Origin of the sequence: Bacillus sp. ISL-57 (genome assembly GCF_018613135.1) — a bacterium.
Lineage (GTDB): Bacteria > Bacillota > Bacilli > Bacillales > DSM-1321 > Peribacillus > Peribacillus frigoritolerans.
Genome location: NZ_JAGGQV010000002.1, coordinates 733,892 through 750,668 on the forward strand (window position 1 = coordinate 733,892; position 16,777 = coordinate 750,668).

Sequence of the window (16,777 nt, forward strand, 5' to 3'; positions counted from 1 at the left end):
CATGTTTTTAATAATATGTTAAATAGAATGAATTTTTTACATATTACCTTTATTTAGAAGATGTTTTCTGATACTTCACCTTCATTTTGAAAATGAGAACCTTTAATGGGGAGTTTCATATTGATTACCTTCAAAATGTGATATGCCACTTGATCGATTCATACCTTTTCCAAAAAGTATTCAGCACAAAAAAGACCCATTATATAATACATGGGTCTTAGACTGTATAAAAACTCGAAGAAATCAGCTGCCTACGTTTTTTTCAACAGACAGTTGTTTTCAGAAATCCGCTCCCTTTCCGCCGACTGCCTGCCAAGCCTCATCAAAGCAAGCGTCTGCGGGGTCTCGGCTAGCCAGTTTTTTGGCTGGTTCAGAAATCCGAAATTAGAGCAATGTTACCCTTTTTGCATTTCAGGATGGGGTAGGACTTGCATCGGCAATTGCACCCAAAGGTAGAAAAGATCTATTTTTCAAATGTTCCTTTCACGACAGCATGGCCATCTTTGACCATCATCTGCCCCATCGCGATAACACTATTTATTTCTAGAGTTCGTTGATTCATCATGATGATGTCCGCGTCCTTACCTACCGAAAGCTTTCCCTTTGCAGAAAGCTTTAAAATGTTTGCCGGGTTTTCCGTCACAACTCGTAGGGCATCGGCAATTGCCACTCCATCCTCGAGGACCGCATCGACAACACAATCATATAACGACATGCAGGTACCAATGTTCAAACCGCGCAGGTTACCGCTTCCATCGAAGTCAGGCAGGCTGGCTTGCCCATCTGAAGTTATGGTGATCTGCCCGATTTCAACGCCTTCTTCTAGTGCCATTTTAATTGCTGTACTTGCTTTGACCTCGCCTTCTTCAAGGAATTTCTGGATTGTACTTGTCGTAAAATCTATATACCCCCCTTTTTTTGCATATTCCACCCCAGCATTGAATAAATGCGGATTTCGGTTTATATGCGTAGGGTAGAACTGAGTGATCGGAATTTCCGTTGTCTCGACAACTTCTTCAATTACGTGCAAATGATCTAGACTGTCGCCGACATGAATATTGACGATACCGCTTTTCCCGGATAACAGACCTCCATTACGTGCCTGCGAGGCCAGTTTAGCGAGTTCGGCTGCAGTCGGCTGCGAAGAACGATGATCGGCAATGGCTATTTCGCCAACACCGATAATTTTATCCACAAGAATCAAATCATCCTCGATCTTACCGGTTAACGTCTTGACTGGAACTTGATACGAACCAGTCTGAACGAAGCAGCTAATTCCTTCTTCTTCAAGCGCTCTCGCTTTGGCGAGCAGTGCAGGCATCGTCCTTGTCGTTCCATCTGTGCCGATGACCCCTACCAATGTCGTTATACCGGCTAAAGTGGCATCTGTTAATTGGATTTCAGGTGTGCGCGTTTTAAAGCCCCCTTCCCCGCCTCCGCCGATAATATGTACGTGAGCATCTATAAAACCCGGAGCCACAATTTGACCACTCGCATCAATCACTTTCATTTCAACGAAATTGGCAGGAACATCAATCTGGTCCTCAATGAAGCCAATTTGCTTTCCAACCAAGAGGATATCTTTTTGGCCCATATATTCCGGACCATAAAGCTCCCCATTTTTAATAAGCGTGAGCATCGTTCGTTCCCCCTCAAAAAATTGAAATTTTCAAATAGGTTTCAAAATCTTTCACGCGGGTAAATATACAACATGACCCGCTAACAATTACATAAAAAAATCCAAACATACTTGTTCATTTTTAAACGTTGTAGCTGAATTGACATCTTGATTATGCTTTTACAAAAGTATAAAAACAAAAGGAGTAAACGACATGAATAAAGTGATTTCTTCTGACATTCAAACAAATAAAAGATTATCCATGCGACAAATCATGAACCTATATCAAGTTACAAAAGAATTTAAAGGGAATATATATTTTATCTGCAACCATAAATTGGTCGATGCCAAGAAACTGTCGACTTTTGTATCCTTTGTGCTCATTCTTCAAGAGTGTGCAACCATGAAAGTCATACTTGAAGGCGAGAATGTACACACCATGCTTGAAAAAGTACAGGCTATTTGTAAAGAAAATGATGAAAGTGCATTTCGTTTCCAATCGAACCAAACCGTAAATATTTAAAAGAATCCAACTACGTTTTGAAGAGGGTGTATCTATATGAGAACCATTTTAATGGTGATAGGCGCAATCGTCGTAATCGGCATAATAGCAAATCTCATTTTTTAAGAATGATGAAAGACTGTCAATGATTGACAGTCTTTTTTTGTTGATTTGATTTAGAAGGGCTTGATCATGCTCCCGGACCTGGGAATCACCACGGAACCTCCCAGTCCCTCCATTTATTCAAGCCTTCCCTTATTTCATTTCCTTTATCAATCCAATATTGTCTCTTCTTCTCCTCTTCTTCCTTCTCCTGTTGCTCAGCTATAAGTGCCTGTTGTTCTGCTATAAGCGGACCGATATCTTGAGCTTTAAAAGATTGAGCAGCTTGATTCTGTAAGGCTTTCGACATTATTTTTTGAAAGATGAGCGCACTTCCCTGACTGCTGTGTGTCGTTAGATAATGTTTTGCGTCCGTCTTATCATATCCCGCCCAAACAGCACAGACCAGCGAAGGTGAATAACCGATGAACCATTGATCTTTAACCCCTGATACTCCTTCGATGGGAACTTGTGTAGATCCTGTTTTACCTGCTATTTCATAACCGGAAACAGCCGCGTTTTTCGCTGTGCCATATTCCACTGTTCCAAGCAGCATGGCGTTCATTTTGTCGACGGCGCCTACAGAGGTCACTTTGGTGCTTTTCTCTTTCCAGGCGGCAACCTCTTTTCCATCGGCATTTTCTATCCTTACGATGGCGTGGGTTTCCATCCGTTCCCCTTCGTTGGCGAAAGCAGAAAAGGCTCCTGCCATCTGCAGCGGGGACACACCTTTTTTCATCCCTCCTAAAGCGATAGACAGGTTTCGATCATCCTTGTCATATGGAATCCCAAACCGCTTAAGTGAATCAAGCCCCCTATCGATTCCAATCTCATTCAATAGCCAAACCGTCGGTACATTCAAGGAATTCATCACCGCTTCATACATGGGGACTTCTCCTTTATATTGACCACTCAGGTTTGTTGGCTCATATTCACCGAAGCTCATTTTTTCATCCTTTAAAGGGTCAGTGATATCATATCCCTCTTCAACAGCCGGCGTGTAAACGACAAGCGGTTTAATGGATGAACCAGGAGACCTTGTCAGTTGGGTTGCCCGGTTGTATCCCATGAATTGGTGTTCACCCCTCCCGCCGACAAGTGCTTTTATGCCGCCTGTTTCAGGATCAAGAAGGACAGACCCGCTTTGAACCAGTTCATCTGTACTCGTTCCAACCGGAAAATTGGCTGAATTCTCATACACGCTTTCTGTAGCCTGCTGCATGGACTGGTCCAGGGTCGTGTAAATTTTATACCCCTTTGAAAGCAGCTCCTCAAGCTTAATTCCATATTTACTCGATGCTTCCGATAAAACATGATCGACATAATAAGGATACTTACCTCTCAATGGATCGGTTTCCTTCTCCCCCATAAGAAGTGTCACCGTATCTTTTTTTGCCGCCGCTTCTTCATCTTTCGTCAAATAACCATGTTCCGCCATTCGCGAAAGAACCAAATCACGCCGCTTCACTGCACCGTCCAAATTCTTGTATGGATCAAGTTTGGATGGCAAGTTAATGACTCCCGCCAGCAAAGCTCCCTCGGCAACGGTCAACTCAGAGACCTCTTTTGAAAAATAAATATTTGCAGCCTTTTTGATTCCCCATGCCCCATGGCCAAAATAAACTTGATTCAAATACATTTCCAGGATTTCATCTTTTGTATATTTATTTTCAACTTCCTGGGCTAGAAAAAACTCTTCTATCTTCCTCTTCAGTGTTCGATCTGATTCCAGCATCGTGATTTTCACAAGCTGCTGGGTGAGCGTGCTCCCGCCTTCAACAACACTTCCAGCCTTCGCATTTTTAACCAAAGCCCGCATGATCCCTTGATAATCTATGCCATGATGTTCATAAAAACGGTGATCCTCAATAGAAACCACTGCTTGTTTCATATGTTCCGGGATTTCATCTATCGCAACGCCCTCGGATTTATTTGCCGTGATCGTACTGGCTAGATTCCCATCCAGATCATAGATACCTGTCGGTTGCTGAAGACTATTTTCAAGATGACTTATATCAGCACCCTGCCTGAAATAAAATAGTGAACCGGCGCCTAAAACCGCAATCGCCAATATTATAATTAGACCTAATTTCACTAACCCTCTCATTTGTACCCCCATTTTCCCATCTGCGACATGTTTCATTAAAAATATTTTACCCTTTTTGTTAAAGAAAACTCGTCGATTGAATAAAAGGCGCTCTTTTCTTGTAGCTCTTTACACGCGAATCGGCATCCTTACCGATAATATCCCTTCACCGTCTGTGCCTGCCAATTAACTGAAGGACCAGGTTTCATCCTACCATTTTAACTATGCTCGTATCTATCCTTTACCCGTAAAAGGCAATCTATATACCGATTTTAGGCGTGAAGCCATTTAAAAGCGGGTATAACACTATAAGGTCTTATAACGGGGAGAGATGATAGTAATGAAAGATTTGAAACATATTGTCGTCGCTTTTGATGGAAATGAAGAAAGTAAACGGGCCGTCGAATATGGAGCAACATTGAAAAAGGCCTTTCCAAAAGCTGAGTTGACCGTAGTTCATGTCCTAAATGATAAGGTTGAACAGCGTATCATGGGTAACGCCTCCGCGCCGGGGTTCGTACCCTCTGCCGGATTTTATGTGGATCCAGTCCAGACACATCCTGTTGTTGAAGTTGACCAGCCAGGAAATCAAAAGGTAAATGACACCCCTTCCGCCCTCGAGAATAGTATTCAGAACGCAGAAAGTAATACGTTGAGATTGTTAAGTGAATGTCAAGTGACGGGGAAATTCGAACTATTGGAAGGGCATGCGCCAGATAGCGTATGTGACTTTGCAGCGAGAACTTCTGCTGATCTTATCGTTGTGGGCAATAGCGATAAAAGCGGTTTGGAAAAATTCTTCCTTGGCAGTACAAGTAGTTCCATTGCGAAAAACGCACCATGTTCGGTATTCATTGCAAAATGAAGAATGAGCGGTTTTTTCCCTAATGGTTCGAGTAATACATTCTCCGAATAAGGCCGGGTTCATATAGAATCCGGCCTTTTTGCTAATAGGATTTTTTCAGTATTACATTCGGAGCACCCGAAAGACAACGGGTTGCTAATTGCTGTCAAAAAACTACATCCTGCATCAGTGCAGACTACCAGGTTCAAAATGCCTGAACCAGAACCATTCACTCTTATCCTTAGGCTCCCCTTGTGGAAGTATTTAATTTTCGATCATCGGTTAGAATATACTATTAGTTTCCTTAAATGAGAATTAAAGAAACTGTACATGTCTTCGAATTCACTTTTCACCATTTAGTGTAAATATATTTTCATTTATCCAACTTCTTTACAGACTTTCAATACACCTGCTGATAACCAAGTTAGATGGCTAAATACGACAATTTTTCTATAGACTCACTAAAGTTTGATTTGGTATCTTTATTAAGCCTAATTTACATTGGGGAGGGAATGGACATGGATAAACATTCGATATCAGCTGAAAAAGGCGCCTACATAAGCATTGCCGCTTACATATTCTTGTCTGCTCTTAAATTGTCATTTGGTTATTTCGGTGATTCTAAAGGGCTTTGGGCTGATGGTTTAAATAATACGACCGACATCATCGCTTCCATAGCCGTTTTGATTGGTTTGAAAATTTCAAAGAGACCTCCTGATGATAATCATTCATATGGTCATTTACGGGCGGAAACCGTAGCGTCATTGGTAGCTGCCTTCATCATGATCACAGTGGGCCTTCAGGTTGTATTCAGTGCCATTGAATCCTTCTTTCACCAAGATTCAACAACCGTTCCCAGTATGCTGACCGGATATGTCGCTCTATTCTCTGCAATCTTCATGTACGGAATCTACCGTTATAACCTTACATTAAGTAAAAAAATCAACAGCTCTTCCATCTATGCCGTTGCTCAGGATAATCGTTCCGATGCCCTTGTCAGTGTTGGTGCTTTCATTGGAATCATCGGCACTAAGATGGGAATCCCTTGGCTGGATGCGATAGCTGCAGCAGTCGTGGGGGCCATCATATGCAAAACTGCCTGGGATATCTTTCGTGATGCTTCCATCTCTTTAACCGATGGTTTCGACGAGCAGCTCCTGCAAAAGATCGGACAAACCATAATACTGACAGAGGGTGTTAAAGACATGAGTGAAATTAAAGCCCGGATGCATGGAAGTGAAATCCTGCTCGAAACTACCGTTCATGTCAACCCTCTTTTGACCGTCATTCAAGGTCATGATATTACCGTTAGAATCGAAGAAAATCTTTTGAAGGAATATAATATCCAGCATGTGATCGTTCACATCGAACCATATGCATTTCATAAAAAAGGTAACCGTCATTAACTTTACGGGTACCTTTTTTCGTTATTAATTCCTGTAATTACTGTAATAAAACTGTGTCAAAAAAAGGTATTTATTGATTGATTGCCGAATATTTATCCAATTGACACATGTTAAAAGAACAGTAATCTGTTATCATGAAAGCAAGTTGTAATTATTTTGATATTTTGTAATTTTATTCAAATAAAGCACTTTCTGGGTCAAAGTAAATTCATTTTCCTACAGTATGGAGGGCAAAATGGTATCTAATCGAGAAATGACCATTCACTTTTTATCTTCTCAAAAAAACAGTATCATTTCCAAATGGAAAGATGAGTTGCTGCATTTACCGGACGGATACTTGGGGTATTTTAAAGGAGAAGTGGAAAACATTTTTAATTTGCTAATGGATCAGGTTGGAAAATCGGATACTGACATAGACGATGTACTGAAGGTCGTAGGAGAAAAAATTGCGGCTGATCGCGTTACTAAGCAATTGGATATGGAAAATTTCTTTTCCACTGCAACCATCGGGAGATCCGTCATCATAGAGCACATTTTGAATTCCGAAGCACCTAGAGAAGAAATATCGGCTCTAATAAAACGGGTAAACGTTTACTTCGATAAACTCATTCATTTTGCATTATCCCATTATACCGAATTGAAAACGATGGAACTTGAAGAACGCTATCAATTCATAAGCCCAAACCATAAAGACCGTTTGACGCTCCTTGGCCAAATGACCTCGAGCTTTGTCCATGAATTCAGAAATCCACTGACTTCCATCATGGGATTCATACAATTATTACAGGCAGAACAACCTGAGATAAAGTACCTTGATATCATTTCAAAGGAATTGGATCAGCTAAATTACCGGATCACTCAATTTCTTAATATTTCCAAAAAGGAGACTTCAACAACACAACCTGATCTATTTTCCATTGCTCAGCTTGTGAATGAGGTGATCGAATTTTTATATCCCAGCATTTTGGAAGTTAATGCTTCCATTACATGCAATATTGCCGAGGATGCCGTAATTTCCGGTTCTAAAGAAGAATTTCGTCAAGTTTTACTAAATATTATATTAAATGCTCTTGATGTGGTTGCAGGAATGCCTTCCCCGTCCATTTACATTTCAGGATCTGAATCGCCACCCGGCATTCTTACTTTAAATATATCGAATAATGGGCCGAAAATACCTGACGACGTCCTGCCGAATATTTTTGAGCCATTCATCACCACAAAAAAAAGGGGAACCGGATTGGGATTATTCGTCTGTAAAGAAATCGTTTTGAAGCATCAAGGAACCTTATCCTGTCACTCTACCGATTTCCTAACGACCTTTTCCATACAATTAAAAACTAAATAATGGATAAATATCCTTTTTTCCTTAGGATTTTAGTGTGAAATTTTTGACTGATTGACGTCCAGTTACTTATACTAATAGGAAGGTTCCACTACTGATCGAGGTGAATGATCCTATAGATTGAAAATAAAAACCAGATTTCATACAAGATAGACGAATTATTTTTCCATCTAACATTTTATATACTAATATCATTTCATTCATTATTGGTTTTGGGAGGTGACTGGGATAATTAAATCGTTCGGCACATCTGGCGATTCAATAAAGTCCCACACTAATTGGACATATTAAGTTTTTTATTTGTCATTATTTTAATTGCTTTAACAGCCTTTTTTGTAGCCTCGGAATTTTCGATCATAAGGGTTCGCAGCTCCAGGATCGATCAATTGATTGAAGAGGGAAACAAAAAAGCCATTGCGGTAAAGAAGGTTACATCCGATCTTGATGAATACCTATCCGCGACACAGCTTGGAATTACCGTTACTGCCCTTGGACTGGGGTGGCTAGGGCAACCGACCGTCCTCAAATTGGTCGGGCCCTTATTCAATGCCTTGAATATCCCTCAAGAAGTCACAAGCATTCTGACATTCGTCATTTCATTTTCCCTGATTACGTTCCTGAATGTGGTTGTAGGTGAATTGGCTCCTAAGACGGTTGCCATCCAAAAGGCTGAGCAAGTGACCTTGGCAATTGCCGGGCCGCTGATTTTTTTCCATAAGATAGCCTTTCCCTTCATCTGGGCCTTGAATCATTCTTCCCGATTCGTTGTCGGATTATTTGGCTTTAAGCCAGCATCCGAAAGCGAAATAGCCCATACGGAAGAGGAATTGCGTTTCATCCTGTCAGATAGCTATAAAAGCGGGGAGATTAACCAGTCGGAATTTAAATATGTAAACAACATCTTTGAATTCGATGATCGTGTTGCCAAAGAAATCATGGTTCCAAGGACAGAAATCATGACCATATCCAAGGATGAAACGGTACAGGAATTCGTCGATGTGGCCAAATTGGAAAAATACACCCGATATCCTGTTGTCGAAGGTGATAAAGACCATGTCATCGGCCTAGTGAACTTAAAGGAAGTTTTCTCGGATCTTATTAAGAACCGGGAAATCCATATCAAAGCGATTGAAAATTACGCTCGTCCGATCATTCGGGTAATGGAAAATATACCAATTCACGATTTGCTGTTAAAAATGCAAAAAGAACGCATTCATATGGCTATTTTGATGGATGAATACGGCGGAACTTCCGGACTTGTCACAGTCGAGGATATCCTCGAGGAAATCGTTGGGGAAATTCGTGATGAATTCGATATCGATGAAGTTGCCTCAATCAGGAAAATTAAAGATGGACACTATATTTTAGACTCTAAACTTCTTGTAAAGGAAGTGAATGATCTACTTGGCATTCACTTGGAAGAAGATGATGTCGATACTATAGGCGGATGGGTCCTTACGGAAAACTATGATGTGAAGGTAGGGGACATCATGGAAAAAGACGGATTCTGCTTTAAAGTGATTGAAATGGAAGATCACGCCATCCGTTCCATTGAGGTCACAAAAAAGGTCGTACATCTTTCTCTTGAAGAGGACCTTACCCAAGGTTAATGATCAAAAACAGCCACGTAAAAGTTTATTTTACGTGGCTGTTTTTTCGATTTTTTTCATTTATCGGGAAACCGTCCCATTTTTTTGACCGTTACGATTGGAGGTGTGTTCTTTTTTTTCCATAAGATATACAGCATGATGAGGATAAAGGAAAAACCAGCAGCCGGTATTAGATAAGGTTCAGTTATTTCCCGGATTTGCTGCCAATTCTCGCCGAGGATCCTTCCTAAGGTCAGGAACAATATGGTCCAAGGTATGACAGCCGCAACCGTATAAAATATAAACTTCCATACGGACATCCTCGCAATTCCGGCAGGGATGGAAATGGCATGGCGAACAACCGGAATGAATCGAGCCGTAAAAACCACGCCCACGCCATACCTCTTAAACCACTCTTCAGCATGTACAATATGATTTTCTTTAATCAGAATATATTTTCCATATTTCAAGAGAAAGGGCCTTCCTCCATAATACCCCGCCCAATAGAGAAATAATTGTGCCATCGTCCCGCCTGCCACACCTGCAAGAACAGCTCCCCAAAAATTCATTTTCCCCTGGCCGACCAAATAGCCACCGTATCCAAGTACAAGCTCACTCGGGATGATTTCAACCATCAGCCCCAATAAAATCCCCAAATAGCCCATTTCCGCAAACCAATTCAATATCGTCATAATAAGCTGTGATATCATGCTATCGGACTCCCCTTACCGCTAATTTCAAATTGTTTGTCCTTCTATCCTATTCAGCTCACAACGTTCTATTCGATTTTTCATATCCAGTTTCACAATGCACCACATTCAGGATTGCACAAAAAAAGACCAGTGTTATGTACTCCGGTCCCTTTACATCAATATTCTTTTAGTTCCCCTTTTGGGGAAATTCGAGAAAAAACAGCGGTAGTGAGTAAGGATGAATCATTTTGTGAAACACTAGTGAAAATCTCCTGCCGTGATTTCGTTTTTTCAATATGAATCCCGAGATCTTTATACTTGTTGATTATTTGATTATTCATGCTTACCCTCCCTTTCTGCTTTACCGTTATCCTTTAACTTCCCATTTAACGAAGTGATAAAACCTGTTTAAACAATTCGATCATAAAAACAATCAATTGACATGAATGGTTTGCAGTTGGTGTTCATGCACTTCGTCTTTTTCAACATGTACCTGGACCTTATAGGTTCCCGCTTCTTCGAAAGATACCTTATTTAGATATGTTCCATTCCCACCTTCTTCAGCTTTAGTGAAATGACTCTCTTCGCTGCCTTCCTTCCACACCTCGAAATTCACATCTGCATTTGTCAATGGCTTCCCATTCAATTCAACTTTCGCTTCAAAGTTCGAACTGTTTCCTGCCTTTACAGGGTTACTTTGAAACCCGATAGATACATCCGTACTAGGATGAACCGATGCACCTTCACTTTCATGTTCAGGAACGACAACTTCTTTTTCAGGCATTACATGAAGGCCTTTAGCCGTTACATGGGACACTACAATATATTTGCCTTGTTCCTCAAAAGTATGCATCACTTGATACATGCCACTTCCAGTATTCTTTGCTTCAAGCATTTCCCGTTTATCCTGTCCTGACTTTCTCACTTCAAACAGCACCTCATCAGCTTCATTCACCAATTGGCTTCCCTGTTTCACTGTCGTTTCAAGAATGACTTCTTTTCCAGGCTCCACTTTCCCTTTTATGACAATTGATGCATCCATCGATTCTGGAACAGCACTGTTAACTTCCTTATCCTCTGGCATTTCAGACTCTTGACACCCTGCAAGCATAACTAACAACGCAGTACACATATAAAGTTTTTTCATATGAACTTCCCTTTACTATTTATTAGACTAAAAATCTGTCCTCTTCATATTGCCCATCCTTTCCTTTTTTAAGATTTTTATACATAGTTTAACTTCAAATGATTCGCATTACGGTGACTGAAGTCAGCATGGCTACCGCGATGATCGTTAAAAACGAATATAAAAAGATTGAAGTCCCCACAACGCTCAATCCGCAAAGCAGTACACACCCATCAATGAAAAAAATCAGCAGACCAACATTGAGTCCACTTTTCCTGGAAAGGATCTGTGCCAACATATCGGTTCCGCCTGTAGAGGTCCCATACCGAAGCATTAAACCGATTCCAAGTCCAATCAACCCTCCCCCGAATATCGCACTTACATAAATGGGAAGGTCCCATCCTGTGACAGCGTCGGAAAAAATATCGATGCATAAAGAGGAAAAAAGCAAGCCATGCAGGCTGTTCAGGAATAATTTTTTTTCAAAGTACCAAGCATATATATATAATGGAATGCTGCTCAAAATCACACCCAGCCCTGTCGGAAGTCCTATATAGTAATGAAAAATCAGCCCAATCCCTATCATGCCGCCATCCAATAAATGATAAGGTATCAGAAAAAAATTGATTCCCACACCTACAAGCATGCTGCCGGCAATGATCGCTGCCATCCGTTCCATGATCTTCATGGCTGCCACCCCCTTTAATTCTTGCATTTAAACTTGTCTTGGTTTCTATAGAATATGTTTGTACCATCAAAAAAATAATGAAACTGATCAATTTTTATGAAACGGCCCTTAGTTCTCTGAATATTCTATAATATGTTGCAATAAAGTAGAGAAAACAGTCAAAAACAGCTAATTATTAGCTCAAACTGATCCTTTACAAGCAATTTACCGGATTTAAGGTGCCGTAAGCTGTTTGACTGAATGACTAACTCTTTCTATAATGAAAGTATTTAAATTAATTAGATTGAGGTGATTTGATGGGGCATTAAAGAATGTTCGTTTTGACGGACGGGCGCTGCATTGCGTAACGGATATGTGCATCCTTTTGGAAAATGGCTGCATTCCTTCAGACAGAAATTCTTCTATTTCCCGTCTACGCATCGCTAATCGGCATATACTATTATTCTCTTCATCACTAAAAGAAATGGGAGTTCAAGCGGCTGCACTTTTACTGCCACAGGCCTTTTTGAAGCAATCCCGAAAATATTCAGCACGGCAAAAAAAATATACTTGTATATTTTAAAAATGTAGGAGGTGTACTCCTTATTCGTCTCGAAGGCGAGTTAAGGGAGACTATTTGGACATAATAAACTTGGTTCTTATTGCCATTTTAATTGCTTTAACAGCATTTTTTGTAGCTACGGAGTTTGCGATTGTTAAAGTGAGAAGCACGAGGGTCGATCAATTAATTGAAGAAGGAACGCCGAATGCTCTTTCAGCAAAGAAAGTCATATCCAACCTGGATGAATACCTCTCAACATGCCAGCTCGGAATTACCGTCACCGCTCTAGGGCTTGGGGTGCTTGGGGAACCGACAGTTGAAAAGATTTTGCATCCACTCTTGAATCAATTGAATCTTCCAAATTCAGCTTCACATGCACTCTCGGTTGCAATTGCCTTTTCTTTCATTACCTTCATGCACGTGGTTGTTGGGGAATTGGCACCAAAAACATTGGCGATTCAAAAAGCGGAGCAAGTAACTTTATTGGTTTCCAAACCTTTAATTGGTTTTAACAAAATCATGTATCCATTCATCTGGGTACTGAATGGCTCTGCAAGGACGCTTACAAGAATGCTAGGATTAAAAGCGGTTTCCGAACATGATTTGGCTCATACAGAAGAAGAGCTTCGAATCATTGTTTCCGAAAGCTACAAAAGTGGCGAAATTAACCAATCAGAGTTTAAATATGTGAATAAGATTTTTGAATTCGATGATCGGATCGCAAAAGAAATCATGGTTCCACGTACAGAAATCGCAACGGTATCCAAAGATGATACGATCCAGCAGTTTTTCACCGTAATGGCGGAAGAGAATTTCACACGATATCCTGTCATTGACGGTGATAAAGATCATGTTATCGGAATGGTCAATATCAAAGAGCTATTCACTGAAATGATTGACAAGAACAATCAGGCTGCGTCAACGATCGACCGATATGTTCGTCCGATCATCCGTGTCATTGACAGTATCCCGATTCACGATTTACTTTTAAAAATGCAAAAGGAACGGATCCACATGGCCATCCTCATGGATGAATACGGCGGTACGTCAGGTTTGGTTACCGTTGAAGATATCCTTGAAGAAATCGTTGGCGATATCCGCGATGAATTCGACTTGGATGAAGTTCCCGATGTCCGCAAATTAAAAGAAGATCACTACATCATCGATGCCAAGGTATTAGTCAGTGAAGTGAATGATTTACTTGGATTGGATATCAATGATGAAGATATTGATACTATGGGCGGATGGATCCTTACCGAGGATTATGAGGCCAAACAAGGTGATATCCTGACTTATGGTCCCTATAACTTCAGGATAAAGGAAATGGAAGATCACCATATCCGTTATATTGAAATATATAAACAAGCAAAAGTCGTAAGCGAAGTGAAAGAATTCCCGATCATATCACAAACCGAAATCGTTTCATGATTATAACCCCCGTTCCCAAAACAATAGGAGCGGGGGTTTTTTTTTTCATCTGGCACATGAAATAAAATAAATACATATTATATAAAACCTGCTTCATTTAACATTGGATGATCACATGAAGTATAGTTCTACCTTTATTGTTTCATACTGTTAAAAAAGCGATACTTTTTGAAGGAGTGAAGAATCATGAAACTCATAACCATTTGCCAGCACTGCAAAGGGAAAGGGAAAACCCGTTATCTTCAATTCTTTTCCCGGGACTGCAATCATTGCAATGGTCAAGGTAAAGCGGTAAAAGATATGTCAAATTTAAGAAATCAGGCCAAAAACATCTAATAAACTTTCATATTTTGAAGTTGGTTTTAATGACACCTGCCCTCTTTAACGTATCATAAACAATCAGTATCGAAGGCCCAAGGAAAAGCCCAAGGAAACCAAGCATCTTAAACCCTAAATAAAGACTGACCAACGATGCCAAGGGGCTTAATCCCATATTTGCTGAATAGATTTTTGGTTCAATGGTCCTTCTTATGATGGTAATGACCAGGAATAGGATGATGAGGCCAATACCAAGATTATGATTTCCTTGAGCCCAAACGATCGCTGCCCATGGAACCAGCACAGATCCCGTCCCCAAGATAGGAAGAATGTCCACAACCACTATTAACAGTGCCAATGGAATCATATACTTTACATTTAACAACCATAGTCCTCCATAAGCCATGACGAACGTTATTAAGCTCAACAGGATTTGTGCCTTAATGAAGCCTACGGCTGCCATACTTAAATCTTGATAAACTAGCGAAATCTTTTGATAGGTGGATGTCTTTAAATAAAAGACTGCCTTTTTTCTTAATTTAGGCAATTCAAGACTGATTAAGAATAAAGCGATTAAGTAAATTAAAAAGTCAATGAAAAATCCCGGAATGAGTGTAACGAACTGAACCATATCCTGAACAAATCCCTCTGTGAACCCCTCCAGAGCCATGACTCCCTTTTCCATCGTCTGTTCCACCGATTGAATGAGATTTGGCGGCAAAGTTTGCGAATACCGTTCCCATTGCCTAATGACTGGCAATATAGCCGTCAAATACACTTCACGTATGAAACCGGGAAATTCTTCCGAATAGACAATGACCTTCTTGATTAATACCGAAAAAGAAAAATAAGTGATGCTCATAAACCCGCCTACATATAAAACAAATGAAATCAATACTGCCCAAAAACGATGCAGCTTTGCCGTTTCACCAATCATTCTGACCAATCCATCCAAAAGAATGGCGGTGAGCAACGCTAAAATCAACGCCCATGAATAGGGAATGACGATTAATATGACTAAAAGGAGTATCCCCCTCCAAAACCAGCGAAAAAAGACGGCGACATTCACTGAACAAACCTCCTTGCACTTTCCTGTTCTCCTTATATTTATGAAACGGGGTCACATATATTTCGCTTATACGTTTTATTTTCTCAATAAGGGGAAAAAGAGATACAAAGAGATGGAGGGATTGAAATTGGATAATAAAGACAAAGAAAAGTATATTGAGGAGCGTAATGATAAATCCAAGGCCTTCAAGAAAAATCAGGAAAAGCAGCTGGAACGTGATCAAGTGGTCATGCCCATTGATGATTTACCAATTGATGAAATTAAATATGAACAGCAAGAAGAACGAAATAAAAAAGAAACAAAGCACCGCTCCACCAGCGAGAAGTTCTAAACAAAAACCGGCCACTTTTTAGAGGCTGGTTTTTGTTTGCAGGATATACTGCATTCAGCGCGTTTTTTACTTTTCCCAATTTCGTCGGCACTTATGGACCATTTCAATGAAAAATATATTTTTTCCATCATATATTACAAGTAGTAGACTAAAAGGGTCCGGAAAGCGTATCTTTCTTTATTGGTGTACGGCACCACCTTACCCAAAGCTGAACCTTCAAGTCCTCAGGTATGGTTTCTAACTAAATGTTATAACAAAGTTGAATGGAGCGGGTGTCGAGACCCCTGCCGGAAAAGCGCTCCAAGGGAGACCCCGCAGGCGCAAGCCGAGGAGGCTCTCCGTACCAGTGCCTGGAGCGAAATCTACGTCCAAATGGACAACTGTAGGCAAACTCGAATTCTTGAATTTGTCTCTAGGCTGAAATATATTCCATCATAATTAAGGTTCTTCTTGTGATTGTGCCGATGCCCCCCCTTTGTTGTTTTAGATTTTTGGAAGACTGAGCTTTTCCTCAATTCATTCATATTGCCAGAATTTTGCCCTTCCCCGCTTTACTTCCAAAAATAAACATTGACTGAAATAAATGATTCTTTACAATAGACTTTTAAGAATTAAAGAATATAATGGACTGGTCGACCATTATAAAGGAGAATCATATGACGAACCCTACTCAATTATTTCATCAATATTTACAAGTATCGAGATCATTAGTCAGCAAAATGAATGAACAAATTACAGCCCTTGAAATTTACCATAATCAGTGGACAATCCTGAATTACTTAAAGAACTGTGGCTATTCCACAATCCCAGATATTTGCAGTTACCTAGATGTAGACAGTGTGATTATCACACGTTCGGTCAACAGCATGGAACAGAATAATATGATTAAACAAGTTCCGGGTAAAGATGAACAGGAAAAACGAATCGAACTGACCCCCCGGGGCAAAGAGGTACATACAAAATGTCTTAAGATTGCAGAAAAAATCGAAGGAAAAGCACTGGAAGGCATTACTGAAGAAGAACAGGAAGTATTTTTCCAGACGGTCCTTAAAATCCTCAATAATATAAGAAACTAAAATGGGTAGCTTATATCAT

The 16,777-nt window shown here is 40.3% G+C and carries 15 protein-coding genes; 8 read left to right on the forward strand and 7 right to left on the reverse strand.

The window, feature by feature from the left end:
• Nucleotides 1–463 precede the first annotated feature (463 nt).
• A complete protein-coding gene (gene iadA / locus J7I90_RS06855; protein ID WP_063577152.1) occupies nt 464–1,639 on the reverse strand; it encodes a beta-aspartyl-peptidase in 1,176 nt (391 codons plus the stop codon).
• Nucleotides 1,640–1,832: 193 nt separating this feature from the next.
• Between iadA and J7I90_RS06860 the strand changes: the two genes are divergently transcribed.
• Nucleotides 1,833–2,141, forward strand: coding sequence for a hypothetical protein (locus J7I90_RS06860; protein ID WP_214769685.1), 309 nt, complete (start codon nt 1,833–1,835; stop codon nt 2,139–2,141).
• 190 nt (nt 2,142–2,331) lie between these two features.
• On the opposite strand, the gene J7I90_RS06865 is transcribed toward J7I90_RS06860, so the two are convergent.
• The gene (locus J7I90_RS06865; RefSeq protein ID WP_214769688.1) at nt 2,332–4,365 is read right to left on the reverse strand and encodes a transglycosylase domain-containing protein; all 2,034 of its coding nucleotides are present in this window, start codon (nt 4,363–4,365) and stop codon (nt 2,332–2,334) included.
• 283 nt (nt 4,366–4,648) lie between these two features.
• Between J7I90_RS06865 and J7I90_RS06870 the strand changes: the two genes are divergently transcribed.
• From J7I90_RS06870 to J7I90_RS06885, 4 genes are all read left to right on the forward strand, one after another.
• Complete coding sequence (locus tag J7I90_RS06870) at nt 4,649–5,173, forward strand: universal stress protein (RefSeq protein ID WP_214769691.1); 525 nt, start codon at nt 4,649–4,651, stop codon at nt 5,171–5,173.
• Nucleotides 5,174–5,664: 491 nt separating this feature from the next.
• Nucleotides 5,665–6,558: a cation diffusion facilitator family transporter gene (locus J7I90_RS06875; protein ID WP_396020050.1), complete on the forward strand. Its 894-nt coding sequence runs from the start codon at nt 5,665–5,667 to the stop codon at nt 6,556–6,558.
• Nucleotides 6,559–6,793: 235 nt separating this feature from the next.
• Nucleotides 6,794–7,903, forward strand: coding sequence for a histidine kinase N-terminal domain-containing protein (locus tag J7I90_RS06880; RefSeq protein ID WP_214769697.1), 1,110 nt, complete (start codon nt 6,794–6,796; stop codon nt 7,901–7,903).
• A gap of 275 nt (nt 7,904–8,178) precedes the next feature.
• The gene (locus tag J7I90_RS06885; protein ID WP_214769700.1) at nt 8,179–9,510 is read left to right on the forward strand and encodes a hemolysin family protein; all 1,332 of its coding nucleotides are present in this window, start codon (nt 8,179–8,181) and stop codon (nt 9,508–9,510) included.
• Between the two features lie 56 nt (nt 9,511–9,566).
• Here J7I90_RS06885 and uptA read toward each other — a convergent pair whose 3' ends face one another.
• The 4 genes from uptA to J7I90_RS06905 all read right to left on the reverse strand — a co-directional run bounded on the left by uptA (nt 9,567) and on the right by J7I90_RS06905 (nt 11,995).
• On the reverse strand, nt 9,567–10,196 hold the full coding sequence (gene uptA, locus J7I90_RS06890) for an undecaprenyl phosphate transporter UptA (protein ID WP_214770163.1): 630 nt from the start codon (nt 10,194–10,196) through the stop codon (nt 9,567–9,569).
• Between the two features lie 161 nt (nt 10,197–10,357).
• A complete protein-coding gene (locus J7I90_RS06895; RefSeq protein ID WP_214769703.1) occupies nt 10,358–10,522 on the reverse strand; it encodes an Lmo0850 family protein in 165 nt (54 codons plus the stop codon).
• Between the two features lie 92 nt (nt 10,523–10,614).
• The gene (locus tag J7I90_RS06900; RefSeq protein WP_214769706.1) at nt 10,615–11,328 is read right to left on the reverse strand and encodes a FixH family protein; all 714 of its coding nucleotides are present in this window, start codon (nt 11,326–11,328) and stop codon (nt 10,615–10,617) included.
• 94 nt (nt 11,329–11,422) lie between these two features.
• Nucleotides 11,423–11,995, reverse strand: coding sequence for a YitT family protein (locus J7I90_RS06905; RefSeq protein ID WP_251025119.1), 573 nt, complete (start codon nt 11,993–11,995; stop codon nt 11,423–11,425).
• A gap of 616 nt (nt 11,996–12,611) precedes the next feature.
• Between J7I90_RS06905 and J7I90_RS06910 the strand changes: the two genes are divergently transcribed.
• Nucleotides 12,612–13,964, forward strand: coding sequence for a hemolysin family protein (locus J7I90_RS06910; RefSeq protein ID WP_214769709.1), 1,353 nt, complete (start codon nt 12,612–12,614; stop codon nt 13,962–13,964).
• 343 nt (nt 13,965–14,307) lie between these two features.
• Here J7I90_RS06910 and ytvI read toward each other — a convergent pair whose 3' ends face one another.
• Complete coding sequence (gene ytvI, locus J7I90_RS06915; RefSeq protein WP_214769712.1) at nt 14,308–15,351, reverse strand: sporulation integral membrane protein YtvI; 1,044 nt, start codon at nt 15,349–15,351, stop codon at nt 14,308–14,310.
• A gap of 127 nt (nt 15,352–15,478) precedes the next feature.
• Here ytvI and J7I90_RS06920 point away from each other — a divergent pair, with 127 nt between their 5' ends.
• Both J7I90_RS06920 and J7I90_RS06925 read left to right on the forward strand, forming a co-directional pair.
• Nucleotides 15,479–15,682: a hypothetical protein gene (locus J7I90_RS06920; RefSeq protein WP_082196735.1), complete on the forward strand. Its 204-nt coding sequence runs from the start codon at nt 15,479–15,481 to the stop codon at nt 15,680–15,682.
• A gap of 656 nt (nt 15,683–16,338) precedes the next feature.
• On the forward strand, nt 16,339–16,758 hold the full coding sequence (locus tag J7I90_RS06925) for a MarR family winged helix-turn-helix transcriptional regulator (RefSeq protein ID WP_034314851.1): 420 nt from the start codon (nt 16,339–16,341) through the stop codon (nt 16,756–16,758).
• The last annotated feature ends 19 nt before the right edge of the window (nt 16,759–16,777 follow it).